Origin of the sequence: Streptomyces jeddahensis (genome assembly GCF_001642995.1) — a bacterium.
Taxonomy (GTDB): Bacteria; Actinomycetota; Actinomycetes; order Streptomycetales; family Streptomycetaceae; genus Streptomyces; species Streptomyces jeddahensis.
On the sequence record NZ_LOHS01000088.1, the window covers coordinates 132,259 to 144,042 of the forward strand.

General features: G+C 71.3%; 11 protein-coding genes. 1 reads left to right on the forward strand and 10 read right to left on the reverse strand.

From position 1 onward, the window contains the following. Positions 1-38 precede the first annotated feature (38 nt). A complete protein-coding gene (locus tag STSP_RS19705) occupies positions 39-1,613 on the forward strand; it encodes an alkaline phosphatase D family protein (RefSeq protein WP_067279653.1) in 1,575 nt (524 codons plus the stop codon). An 8-nt stretch (positions 1,614-1,621) separates the two neighbouring features. Here STSP_RS19705 and STSP_RS38550 read toward each other — a convergent pair whose 3' ends face one another. The 10 genes from STSP_RS38550 to STSP_RS19755 form a co-directional block, all read right to left on the reverse strand. Further along, entirely contained in the window at positions 1,622-2,188 is a 567-nt protein-coding gene (locus STSP_RS38550; protein WP_067279655.1) for an Rv1733c family protein, read from the reverse strand. A gap of 24 nt (positions 2,189-2,212) precedes the next feature. Continuing rightward, on the reverse strand, positions 2,213-3,103 hold the full coding sequence (locus STSP_RS19715; RefSeq protein WP_198547390.1) for a universal stress protein: 891 nt from the start codon (positions 3,101-3,103) through the stop codon (positions 2,213-2,215). A gap of 144 nt (positions 3,104-3,247) precedes the next feature. After that, entirely contained in the window at positions 3,248-3,889 is a 642-nt protein-coding gene (locus STSP_RS19720) for a Rid family hydrolase (RefSeq protein WP_067279658.1), read from the reverse strand. Next, on the reverse strand, positions 3,886-5,487 hold the full coding sequence (locus STSP_RS19725; protein WP_067279661.1) for a flavin monoamine oxidase family protein: 1,602 nt from the start codon (positions 5,485-5,487) through the stop codon (positions 3,886-3,888). The genes STSP_RS19720 and STSP_RS19725 overlap by 4 nt, the downstream gene beginning before the upstream one ends. 272 nt (positions 5,488-5,759) lie before the next feature. Beyond that, complete coding sequence (locus STSP_RS19730) at positions 5,760-6,929, reverse strand: GTP-binding protein (RefSeq protein WP_067279662.1); 1,170 nt, start codon at positions 6,927-6,929, stop codon at positions 5,760-5,762. After that, on the reverse strand, positions 6,926-7,105 hold the full coding sequence (gene rpmF, locus STSP_RS19735) for a 50S ribosomal protein L32 (RefSeq protein ID WP_067279665.1): 180 nt from the start codon (positions 7,103-7,105) through the stop codon (positions 6,926-6,928). The genes STSP_RS19730 and rpmF overlap by 4 nt, the downstream gene beginning before the upstream one ends. Before the next feature lie 91 nt (positions 7,106-7,196). Beyond that, the gene (locus tag STSP_RS19740; protein WP_067279668.1) at positions 7,197-9,326 is read right to left on the reverse strand and encodes a xanthine dehydrogenase family protein molybdopterin-binding subunit; all 2,130 of its coding nucleotides are present in this window, start codon (positions 9,324-9,326) and stop codon (positions 7,197-7,199) included. Further along, on the reverse strand, positions 9,323-10,345 hold the full coding sequence (locus tag STSP_RS19745) for an FAD binding domain-containing protein (RefSeq protein WP_067279670.1): 1,023 nt from the start codon (positions 10,343-10,345) through the stop codon (positions 9,323-9,325). Before STSP_RS19745 ends, STSP_RS19740 begins: the two co-directional genes overlap by 4 nt. Continuing rightward, positions 10,342-11,004, reverse strand: a complete 663-nt coding sequence (locus tag STSP_RS19750; protein WP_078067327.1) for a (2Fe-2S)-binding protein — start codon at positions 11,002-11,004, stop codon at positions 10,342-10,344. Before STSP_RS19750 ends, STSP_RS19745 begins: the two co-directional genes overlap by 4 nt. A 76-nt stretch (positions 11,005-11,080) precedes the next feature. Beyond that, a complete protein-coding gene (locus tag STSP_RS19755) occupies positions 11,081-11,467 on the reverse strand; it encodes a TraR/DksA family transcriptional regulator (protein WP_067279672.1) in 387 nt (128 codons plus the stop codon). Positions 11,468-11,784 lie beyond the last annotated feature (317 nt).

The following is an 11,784-nucleotide window of genomic DNA, read 5'->3' on the forward strand; positions in this document are numbered from 1 at the left end:
GTTCTGGCGGTTCGCAACGAACAGCCAAGGAGGACCCTGTGGTCGTACGTCCCGTGTCCCGGCGGCAGATATTCGGCTACGGCGGTGCGGGTGCCGCCGCCCTCATGCTCGGTACGGGTGCGTGGAGCTCCGGCTCCGCGTACGCCGCGCCCGCGCTGACCGGCAACCCGTTCACGCTCGGCGTCGCGTCGGGCGAACCGCTGCCCGACGGCGTGGTGCTGTGGACGCGCCTGGCGCCCGACCCGTTCGCCGAGGACGGCATGGGCGGCATGCCCGCCACGCCCGTACGGGTCCACTACGAGGTGGCCGCGGACGAGCGGTTCCGTCGCGTGGTGCGCCGGGGGAGCGCCGTCGCCACGCCCGAACTCGCCCACTCCGTGCACCCGGAGATCACCGGTCTGGAGCCGGACCGCGCGTACTTCTACCGCTTCCGGGTGGGCGGCGAGTTCTCGCCCGTCGGCCGTACCAGAACCACTCCCGCAGCCGGGTCTGATCCCCGCGAGCTGAAGTTCGCCTTCGCGTCCTGCCAGGCATGGCAGGACGGCTACTTCACCGCCTACGAGCACATGGCCGAAGAGGACCTGGACCTGGTGGTGCACCTGGGCGACTACCTCTACGAGTACGGGATCAAGACCAACAAGCGCGGCGTGACCACCGATCCACGGTTCCACACGGAGACCGTCGATCTGGCCCGCTACCGCCTCCAGTACGGGCTGTACAAGTCCGAAGAGCCGCTGCAGCTGGCGCATGCCCGCTTCCCGTGGATCATGACGTTCGACGACCACGAGGTCGAGAACAACTGGGCCGACGAGATCTCCGAGAACAACGAGAATCCCGAGACCTTCCTGCTGCGGAGGGCCGCCGCATTCCAGGCCCTGTACGAGCACGCGCCCCTGCGCCACACCCAGCTGCCGCAGGGCCCCGACGTGCAGATGTACCGCAGGCTCGCCTACGGCCGGCTCGCCGACTTCACGATGCTCGACACCCGCCAGTACCGCGACGACCAGCCCTGCGGCAACGGCATGTCCGCGACCTGCACCGACCGTTTCGACCCCGACCGCACCCTCCTCGGAGCACGGCAGCGCGACTGGGTGCTCAAGGGCTTCAGCCACTCGCCCGCCCGCTGGCAGATCCTCGGCAACCAGGCACCGATGGGGCAGACCGACCACGATCCGGGCCCGGAAACCCTCGTCTGGCTCGACCCCTGGGACGGCTATGTCGCCGAGCGGAACCGGCTGCTCGCCGAGGCCGACGCGCGCGGCGTACGCAATCTCGTCGTCATCACCGGCGACCGCCACCAGAACTACGCCGTCGACCTCAAGCGCGACTTCGCGGACCCCGAATCCCGCACCGTGGGCAGCGAGTTCGTCGGCACGTCCCTCACCAGCGGCGGTGACGGGGCCGACATGACGCCCCAGGGCGAGCAGTTCCTGGCGGCCAACCCGCACATGAAGCTGTTCAACAGCCAGCGAGGCTATGTGCGCGTCCACGTCGACCGGGAGCGCTGGACGAGCGACTTCCGGGTACTGCCGTACGTCACCAGGCCCGGGGCGCCCATCAGCACGCGGGCCAGTGTCGTGGTCGAGGACGGCGTACCGGGCGTGCAGGTCTGACACCTGCCTCAGGCGTGCCGCGTGCCCCACTGAGGTCCGACACGGGCCCACTCCTGGTCCAACGCGACGGCGCGGTGCCGGTCGAGGCTCAGCCGCACCACCCAGTGCGCACCCAGCACGAGCGCACCCGCTCCGCCCATGGTCAGCACCCCGGCCAGGGCGGCAGCGCTCGCCGCCTGGGCCTCGGTGGGCGGCTCGCCGGTGAGCTCGCCCTTCCCGTCCGTCCATATCGAGGTCGTGGAACCGGCCCTGCTCTCCGGCCCGACGTCCGCCACCGCCGTGTGCTCCGTGCCGTCGGATGCCTTCCACCGCACGGTCGCCTGGTAGCGCGCATACCTGCCCGCCTGCCACGCCCTCGCGTCCTCGGCCAGCACCGCGGTGGTGCGCTGCCGCTCCTCACGCTGGTGCTGCAGTTCGTCGTCGACGTGCAGACCGGCGAGTACGCCCGCCAGGGGCAGACCGCACAGCATCAGCACGGCGACGATCAGGAGCACCCACGCCTCGACGACGTCGGAGCGGCGCTTGAGCGGATTGCGCCGCCACCGCCAGAATCCGACCGTCCCGCTCTGTCGCATGGCCGCATTCCCTTCTCGGAGGCGCTACGCCGGCTGGGGTACGACGGCGACCGGGCACTCGGCGTGGTGCAGCACGGCATGGCCGACCACACCGAGCTGGAGACCGAGATGCCCCGGGCGGCGCTGGGCTCCGACGATCAGGAGGTCAGCCGCTGCCGAGCGGCGTACCAGCACCTTGCGGGCCGGGCCTTCGACGGTGGCGCGGCGCACACGCACCCCCGGATGCTCCCGGGCGGCCTCCCGCAGCGCCTCGTCGAGCCGGGCCGACGCCTCGTTCTCGTGGAGCCGGGCGTGCTCGGCGGCAGAGCGCGGGTGTCCGGCGGCTGCCTCGAGAGGGTGCTCCAGGGTTTCGAGGGCGGGGGTGCGCCAGGCACGTACGGCATCGAGGGTGCAGCGGCGTGCCTCGGCCTCGCGGAAGGCGAAGTGCACGGCCGCCGGTGCGGAGCGGTCCCCGACACCCAGCAGGATGTGCCCGTGCCCGGACCGCACACTGAAGTCGTCGCCCCGCACGATGATCACCGGGCAGTGGGCGCGCGCCGCCACCGCCAGACCGACCGAGCCGAGCAGCAGATCGGCGACCTCGCCGCGCCCGTGCGAGCCGAGGACCAGCGCGGATGCGTCCTCTGCCTCCTGCAGCAGCGCCCGCACCGGGTCCTCGCGCACCACCTCGGTCGAGATCTTCAGATCAGGATTGCGGTACCGTGCGCGTTCGGCGGCTGCCGCGACGATGTTCTCGGCGGCTATCTCTCCGGACGGGCGTTCCGCGCGGTGCTGCGCGACCTCGTAGCGCTCCCAGAGGGAGGCGTTGACCAGCCGCAACGCCAGCCCGTGGCGCAGGGCGTGATCGACGGCCCAGTCCGTGGCGCGAAGGCTCGAGGCCGATCCGTCGACGCCCACGACCAGCGGCAACTCCATCGTGCCCACCACCTTCGCCGTCATGGTGACGTCGACACGAGTTCCCACCAGCACCCTATTGGAACCCCGCACATGCGCAAACGCGCCCCTGCGGGGGCCGAGCCCGATCACGGGCTGCGCCCCCGCAGCGACTGCGCGCGCCGATCAGCGCTTCTTGTACGCCGCCGTGACCTCTACCTCCACCAGCCATCCCTTCACGGCCAGCGAGGCGACCTCCATCGTGGCGCGCGCCGGGCGGGCCCTGTTGGCGAGCAGCGGCGGCTTCGCGGGCGAGGTGCCCATCGGCACCGAGACCACCTCGTTCGACTTCAGGTCGACGTTGGCGAAGTACTGACGGTAGGCGCGGTTCCAGCCCGCGTAGTCGGCGCTCTCGGCTCCCGGCGGCTTCATCAGGTAGCACTTCATCGTGATGACGTCGGCCGGTGTCAGGCCCGCGGCCTCGAGGTTCGCCTTGATGTTGCGCAGCACGACGAGCGCCTGCGCCTCGGTGACCGTGACGCCCTCGGCCCCCTCGGTGAGCGAGGGGTCGGTGTAGCGCTCCGGCGTACCCTCCGGCGCGGACGGGTTGAGCGCGGTCGGCCCGAGGCCGCTGCTCTGGTAGGCGGCGACCTCCCCGCCGGTCGCCACACCGTTCGCGATCGCCGGGTTGGACTGCCCGTCGGGCAGCATCACGCGTACCTCTTTCGGGCCGGGCCACCAGCCCTGGGCGTCCGCCAGCGCGGTGCCGCCCGTGAGGAGGGACCCGGTCAGGGCCGTACCGATCAGCACTTTCGAAGACCGCTTCATGCAGCCATCACCCTCTCGTGGATGTCCGTCACGACCTTGCGGGCCGAGGTGAACGCGCCGTGCTGCCAGGCGATGACATGGCTGAGCCAGTCGCCGGCGAAGTAGACGTGGCCCGCGGGCTTGTTGAGCAGCGCGTACTCGGGGCCCGTCTGCGAGGGCCAGCCCACCCATCCGGCCTCGATGTGGGGCGTACGGTGCCAGGCCACGCTGAAGGACTTGTCGAGCTCGGTGCGGTACTTGTCGCCGTGGATCTTCACGCCCCGGCTCACCGCGCGCTCCAGTCGCTCGGCGTGCGGCAGGTCGCTGTACGCGATCGCGTTGGCGCCGAAGTTGTAGTAGCCGATGAGCGTGCCGCGGCGGCCCTGGTAGCCGTACGAGGGGTACCAGATGGTCGCCAGGTCCATGTCCGTCGGCGTGATGCCGCCGTAGATGTGCTCGTCCGTCTCCCACCAGCGGCTGCGGTACTCGAGCCCGATCTTGCCGACGGGCGTCGGGACGGCGTACTTCAGGGCCGCGGTGATGTCCGCGCCCAGGTTGTGCCGGAGCCGGGCCATGATCATGGGCGGGACCGCTGCCACGACGAAGTCGGCGCGCTGGGTGCGGGTGCGGCCCTGCGCGTCCTCGTAGGTGACCTCGGCGCCGTCCTGGAGATCGTTGACCTCCAGCGCCTTGGCGCCGTAGGTGATCCGGTCCTGGCCGATCGCCTTCGCCAGCGCGTACGGGATCGCGTCCATCCCGCCCACCGGCTGGAACATCAGCATGGCCTGGTCGTAGCCGAGCTCGAACGAGAAGCGCTGGCCGACGCCGCTCGCGATGACGTCCGCCATCGACGGAACCGGGCCGAGCACCGTGCCCTCCTCGAAGGCAGCGCCTGGCTCGGCCGAGTAGCCGCGCCGGTCGGTGCCCGCGTAGGCGTAACCGTCGGCTTTGCCCTTGATGGCGCCGAAGTTCCGCAGGAAGGCGATCAGCCGTTCCTTGTCGTCGGCGGTGAGCTCCTTGTCCAGGGCGCCCCGGTCGGTGGCCTTGGCGAGCAGCTCGGAGACGTAGCCGTAGACGTCGGCCTTCGCGGTACGCCAGCGAATGGCCTCGCCCGCGAGGGCGGCACTGTTCTCGTGGTAGATGTACGCGTTGGCGTTCTGGTTGGTGAACACCTCGAGTGGTACGCCGAGTTCACGGCAGTACTCGAGGGTGACGTGGGACTGCGGCAGCCGGGCAGGGCCCGCGTTCATGTACTGGCCCTTGGAGAACGACGCCGTCTGGGTGCGCCCGTCCAGGTCGGTCAGCGTGGTGCCGCCGCGGACCGTCCAGTTGCGGCCGCCCGGGCGGTCCTTGGCCTCCAGGATCCGGCAGTCGTAGCCCGCCTTGCCCAGCTCGTAGGCCGTCGCCAGGCCGGCTATGCCGCCGCCGAGTATGAGGACCTTCTTGCCGCTCCGCCCGGTCAGCGCGAAGTCGCCCCGCTGGGGCGCCCGGTACTCCTCCGCCCGTACGTCGGGGACCGGCGCCAGACCCAGGGCGCCCATCGCCGAGTACATCACTCCGGCGCCGCCCGCGATCCCGACGGATCTCAGGAAGTCGCGGCGGGATGCCTGTTGAGCCATCAGATTCCTCCTCACCCGGGCCCACGGCTCAAGAGGCGGCCGGGGCGCATCGGTTCCGTCGACCGGCCACGTGGGGGGTGAGTCGCTCGTGGGACCGGTGATGCCCCACGAGCCTCCGTCAGGAGTGTTACAAGGTCATGCCAGTGACGTATCCATTGGTGTGGCGCGGCCACGTCAAGTCGCGCCGGTGTCGAGAAGGCTCGAGGCGGACCCTTGTGCGAGGTCTGACGACACGTCCGCGGGGCCTGTCCGGGGCCCCGCGGACGGCGTGGTCACTTCAGCGGTGCGGTTTCGGCGAGTTCGTGCTCACAGGCGTCGTCGATCCCATGGGTCTCCCACGCGGGGAACCGATCGTGGGCCGGGACGACCTCGCCTTCCTTCATGAGGCAGTCGGTCAGGGCGGCCTGAAGTGCCTCTGCCCGCAGTCCGGTGCCGATGAAGACCAGTTCCTGGCCGTCCGGGCTCTCGGCGTCTCGGGCACCGGAGGGTTCGAAGCGCGCGACGGAGCCCGCCTGCGACCACAGGCCGGTCACCTGAGGACGGCTCGCCAGCCAGAAGAAGCCCTTGGAGCGCAGGACTTGTCCGAAGGCTCCACTGTCGAGCTCCTCGGTCACGAACGTCCAGAGACGGTCTGGATGGAACGGCGTCCCGGAGCGGAACACCGTGCTGGAGATGCCGTACTCCTCCGTCTCCGGGACATGGTCGCCGTTCAGCTCCATGACCCAGCCCGGGGCCTGTTGGGCACGCTCGATGTCGAACAGCCCGGTACCGAGGACCTCGCCGAGGCCGACGCGCCCGTGGGTGGCGGGCACGATCCGTGCGACCGGGTTGAGACGGGTCAGGGCTGCCCGGAGCCGGTCGGCGCTCGCCGTGTCGACGAGGTCGAGCTTGTTGAGCACGATGACGTCAGCGAACTCGATCTGGTCCATCAGCAGGTCGCTGACGGTGCGTTCGTCATCCTCGTACTGGTCGAGTCCGCGTTCCACGAGCCCGTCACCGCCCTCCAGTTCGGGCAGGAAGTTGGCGGCGTCGACGACCGTGACCATGGTGTCCAGGCGGGCGAGATCGCCGAGCGTGGCGCCGTCGTCGCGAGGGAAGGCGAACGTCGCCGCGACGGGCATCGGCTCGGAGATGCCGCTCGACTCGATGAGCAGGTAGTCGAAGCGGTCCTCGCGGGCGAGCCGGTCGACCTCCTCGAGCAGGTCCTCGCGCAGCGTGCAGCAGATGCACCCGTTCGTCATCTCGACCAGGCGTTCCTCGGTCCGTGACAGCGCGGCCTCGCCGCCGCGCACGAGCGCGGCATCGATGTTGACCTCGCTCATGTCGTTCACGATGACCGCCACACGCAGGCCTTCGCGGTTGCCGAGGACGTGGTTGAGCAGCGTGGTCTTGCCCGCCCCGAGGAAGCCGGACAGAACGGTGACCGGCAGGCGAGCGGTCATACCCCTCGGCCCTCGGGGGTCAGCAGACCGCGCTCGTACGCCTTGGCCAGGCGCTGCGGCACCAGATGGGTGGCGCCGTCGACCGTGACCGGCACGAGCTGCGGGGTGGTGGCCTTCCACTGGGCGCGACGGTGGCGGGTGTTGCTGCGGGACATCTTTCGCTTGGGTACGGCCATGGGTTCCGGTCCTCTCTGGGTGGGTCGCCGCAGAGATTATTTGAAAACGGATCCCATTTCCAATCGGGGCGCTCGGCGCTCCTGCGACCCCCTACGGTGCGTCGATACGGGTCAGCAGCGACTCGACCCGGATGGGCAGCGTCCGCACCCGCACCCCCGTCGCGTCGTAGACGGCGTTCGCGACGGCCGCCGCCGTGCCCACGATGCCGATCTCGCCGATGCCCTTCACGCCGAGCGGGTTGAGGTGTGGGTCCTCCTCCTCGATCCAGTACGCCTGGATGTCCGGGACGTCCGCCGCCACGGCGACGTGGTACGACGCGAGATCTCGCTCGGCGTGGTCGCCGAACGCCGGGTCCATCGTGCTGTGTTCGAGCAGGGCCATCGACGCGCCCATCGTCATGCCGCCGATGAACTGGGAGCGGGCCGTGCGGGCGTTGAGGATGCGGCCCGCGGCGAACACGCCGAGGAGGCGGCGCAGGCGCGTCTCGCCGGTGTCCCGGTCCACCTGGACCTCGGCGAACTGCGCTCCGAAGGACCGCCGGGCGTACTGCGCCGAACGGGCCGCCACATCGTCCTCCGTGTTCACCGACACCCGCAGGCCACCTGCCAGGAAGCGGCCCTGGTGGTCGGCGAGTTGTGCCGCCAGGGCGACCGCCGCCTTGTGCACGGCCCAGCCCCAGGACGCCGTCCCCGTGGATCCGCCCGCGATCGGTGCGTACGGAAGGTCGCTGCTGCCGATCTCGATGCGGACCCGGTCCAGAGGCACGTCGAGTACGTCGGCCGCGATCTGGGCGAGGACCGTGCGCGCGCCGGTGCCGATGTCCGTGGCGTTCAGCAGGATCCGCACGTTCCCGGACGCGTCGGCGTGGGCCTCGGCCTCCGACGGCTCGACATCGGCGGGGTAGGTGGAGGCGGCCACGCCGGTGCCGATCAGCAGGCGTCCCTCGGTCCGGGTGCCGGGGCGCCGGGGGCCGGCGGTCCAGCCGAAGCGGCGTGCACCCTCGCGCAGGCACTCGACCAGGTGACGGCTGCTGTAGGGCAGTCCCGATGCGGGGTCGCGGTCCGGCTCGTTGCGGATCCTCAGTTCAACGGGATCGAGGCCGCAGGCGACGGCGAGTTCGTCCATGGCCGACTCCAGCGCGAACATCCCCGAGCACTCGCCGGGTGCCCGCATCCACGAGGGCGGCGGCACATCGAGAGGACCGACGCGGTGCGAGGTGCGGCTGTGCGGGCTCGCGTACATCGACCGTGCCGGTTTCGCCGCCTGCTCCACGAAGTCCCCGATGGTGGAGTGGTACGAGACCACCTCGTGGGCCAGCGCCGAGATCCGGCCGTCGGCTGTCGCGCCGATCCTTACGTGCTGCTCCGTCGCGGCCCGGTAGCCGACGACGGCCGCCATCTGGTTGCGGGGCAGCGCCAGCGTCACCGGGCGGCCCACGTGGCGCGCCGCCATGGCCGCGAGCACGGCGTGCGGCCGCGTCGTGCCCTTCGAACCGAAGCCCCCGCCCACGTGCTCGGAGACGACGGTGATCCGGTCCCGGTCCATCTCGAACAGCTCCGACAGCGTCTGGCGCACCCATCCCGCGCCCTGGCTGGAGTCGTGCACGACGAGCCGGCCTCCATCCGTCCAGAGGGCCGTCGCCGCATGTGGCTCCATCGGGTGGTTGTGCAAGGCGGGAATGCGGTAGACGGCGTCGACGCGTACCTCCGCCGCCGCGTGCGCGCGGTCGACGTCGCCGCGCTGCCAGCCTTCCGGAGCGTCGTCGTCCGCCTCCTCCAGGACGGAGGAATCCGGGTGGTCGGGGCCGGGCAGCACCTGGTGGTGCTCGGGCGCGTACTCCACTCGTACGGCTGTCGCGGCCGCCCGGGCGGCCTCCAGCGATTCGGCGACGGCCAGGGCGACGTACTGGCCGCGGTGTGCGATCCAGGGGCTTTGCAGGACTGCGAGGGTCCGGTCGCCGGTCTCGCCCAGGCGGGGCGCGTTCTCGTGGGTGAGGACGGCGAGGGCGCCGGGTTCGGCGAGTGCCCGGCCGCAGTCGATCGCCACGATCTTGCCCCGGGCGATCGCAGCCGGGACCGGGCAGGCGTACAGGCGCGCGTCGGGGGCGTACTCGGCCGCGTACCGGGCAGCGCCGGTGACCTTGTCGCGGCCCTCCGCGCGGACGGGGGCGCCGGTCGCGGTGGTGGTGCGTTGCGGGGTGGGGCTCGTCGGGCAGTTCATCGCGAGGGCTCCGGGTCACGGCCCCCGGCGCTGGAGCGTTCGGAGGCGAGGTCGGTCAGTGCCCGGACGGCGAGGTTCCGGACGAGCGGGATCTTGAAGCCGTTGTCACGCAGGGGCTCTGCCGCCTCCAGTTCCGCGTCGACGGCCGCGGCGAACGACTCCGGGGTGGCCGGGGCGCCCCGTAGCCGCTCCTCGGCGGTCCACGCCCGCCACGGCTTGGCGGCCACGGCGCCGAAGGCGAGCCGTACCCGCCGCACGGTGCCGTCGTGTACGTCCAGGGCGGCGGCGACCGACGCCAGAGCGAAGGAGAACGAGGCGCGGTCGCGGGCCTTGCGGTAGACCGAGCGCGCGGCCTCCTCCACCGGCCCCAGCTCGATGTGGGTGATGAGATCGCCGGGCTCGAGGACCGTGTCCCGTTCCGGATGGTTGCCCGGCAGCCGGTGCAGCTCGGTGAGCGGTACGGTCCGTGTGCCGTGCCGCCCGTGCACCAGTACGGCGGCTTCCAGCGCGGCGAGGGCGACGGCCATGTCGGAGGGATGGGTGGCGACGCAGTGCGGTGACGCGCCGAGGATCGCCAGGTCGCGGTGCACACCCTCCCGCGCCGGGCAGCCCGAGCCGGGTTCGCGCTTGTTGCACGGCTTGCCGACGTCCTGGAAGTAGAGGCAGCGGGTGCGCTGCAGGAGGTTGCCGCCGACGGTGGCGGCATTGCGCAGCTGCCCGGAGGCGCCCGCGAGCAGGGCCTGGGAGAGGACCGGGTAGCGGGCGCGGACGCGCGGGTCAGCGGCGAGGTCGCTGTTGCGTACGGCGGCCCCGATGCGCAGACCGCCGTCGGCTGTGGTCTCGATGAGGCCGTGGGGGAGTCCGCTCACGTCGACCAGGAGGCCGGGCGACTCCACGCCGAGCTTCATCAGGTCGACGAGGTTCGTGCCGCCGCCTAGGTACCGGGCGTCGGGAGCGCCACCGTGGGCGGCGACGGCTGCTCCGGCCTGCGTGGGCCGCTCGTACCGGAAGGCCTTCATCGCGAAGCCTCCGCGCGGTGGGCGGCGGGGTCGAGGGCGGGGTCGACGGCGGGGGCGCCGACGGCGTGTCCTGCGCGTCTCCCTGCGTCGCGCACTGCTGCGACGATGTTGGCGTACGCGCCGCAGCGGCAGATGTTGCCGCTCATGCGCTCCCGGATCTCCTTGTCGTCCAGGTCGGCCAGGCCGTCCAGAGGCACGGCGCTGGTCGAGTCGTGCGCAGGCGCCGCACCGGCCGGGCCCGGGTCCGTGACCGCGCTCGGCCAACCCGACGCCATCTCGGCCAGTGCGCCGACGGCCGAGCAGATCTGGCCCGGGGTGCAGTAGCCGCACTGGAAGGCGTCACGTTCGAGGAAGGCATCCTGCACCGGATGTAGCCGTTCGCCGTCCGACAGCCCTTCGACGGTGGTGATCTCGGTGCCGTCCTGAGCCACGGCGAGCAGCAGACAGCTGTTCATCCGCCTGCCGCCCACGAGGACCGTGCAGGCGCCGCACTGCCCGTGGTCGCAGCCCTTCTTCGCTCCGGTGAGACCCAGGTGCTCGCGGAGCGCGTCGAGGACGGTGGTGCGATGGTCGACCACCAGCTCCTGCGGCACCCCGTTCACGTGCAGCGTCACTGCCGACGTATGGGACATGTGAGACATATGGTTCAGCCGGTCCATGGGGTCAGGCCTTCCGTTCCGGAACGGACCTCATGCCGGTAACCCGTTTCGCCTCGGCCGAAACAGCAGGTCACCTTCACCGGTTACGCGGCGGCTCGCTCGTACGGGTGCAGGCGGTGCACCGGTCCGCGTGTGGGACGGCCCGCAGGCGCGCTGCCGCTATCGGGCGGCCGCAGGACGTGCAGACGCCGAAGCTGCCGTTCCGCAGGCGGTCCAGGGCTGCGAGGGTCTGCTCCAGCAGGCCGCGCGCCTCTTCTCTGCGCACGCGGAGCTGCTGCTCCGTGGTGCTCCTGATCGCCGCATCGGCGGCGTCGAGGTCGCAGTCGGCGCGCAGTGCCGCCGCGGCCACGTCCGACGCGGCCATCTCCTCGCGTAGCCGCCCGGCCCGCTCGGTGAGCGCTGCGGAGATCTCCTCGAGATCGGCCGGCCGCAGCGCGTTGTCGCGCATCCACTGGTCGTTCATGTGACGCTTCCCACGGCCTGGTTGGGAATCCCGGGTTCCCTCTTCCGGGCGGGCCAGTCGTCCGGGCGCAGCACCACTTCTTGTGAGCAAAGCCACGAGCAGTGCCAAAGCGCCGGTGGGGGTGGTGAGTTCGGGCCGGCGTGCAGGTCCGGCGGTGTCGCGGGTGAGTCGCGCGGCTGCTCGGTCTGTGAGGATGGGGCATCGCTGCCGCAGTCGTCAGCCGCCCCGCGAACCGGGGTCTTTTTTCTGCCCCCGCATCCGCGACCCGAGCCCTGACGTGCCTTTGCGATGAAGCCTTCAGCCTTGCCTGCGATACC

Bases quoted from the DNA above. Each gene is read 5' to 3' on its own strand.
- STSP_RS38550 (WP_067279655.1), bottom strand. From the start codon at position 2,188: ATGCGACAGAGCGGGACGGTCGGATTCTGGCGGTGGCGGCGCAATCCG.
- STSP_RS19715 (WP_198547390.1), bottom strand. From the start codon at position 3,103: ATGGAGTTGCCGCTGGTCGTGGGCGTCGACGGATCGGCCTCGAGCCTT.
- STSP_RS19720 (WP_067279658.1), bottom strand. From the start codon at position 3,889: ATGAAGCGGTCTTCGAAAGTGCTGATCGGTACGGCCCTGACCGGGTCC.
- STSP_RS19725 (WP_067279661.1), bottom strand. From the start codon at position 5,487: ATGGCTCAACAGGCATCCCGCCGCGACTTCCTGAGATCCGTCGGGATC.
- STSP_RS19730 (WP_067279662.1), bottom strand. From the start codon at position 6,929: ATGACCGCTCGCCTGCCGGTCACCGTTCTGTCCGGCTTCCTCGGGGCG.
- rpmF (WP_067279665.1), bottom strand. From the start codon at position 7,105: ATGGCCGTACCCAAGCGAAAGATGTCCCGCAGCAACACCCGCCACCGT.
- STSP_RS19740 (WP_067279668.1), bottom strand. From the start codon at position 9,326: ATGAACTGCCCGACGAGCCCCACCCCGCAACGCACCACCACCGCGACC.
- STSP_RS19745 (WP_067279670.1), bottom strand. From the start codon at position 10,345: ATGAAGGCCTTCCGGTACGAGCGGCCCACGCAGGCCGGAGCAGCCGTC.
- STSP_RS19750 (WP_078067327.1), bottom strand. From the start codon at position 11,004: ATGGACCGGCTGAACCATATGTCTCACATGTCCCATACGTCGGCAGTG.
- STSP_RS19755 (WP_067279672.1), bottom strand. From the start codon at position 11,467: ATGAACGACCAGTGGATGCGCGACAACGCGCTGCGGCCGGCCGATCTC.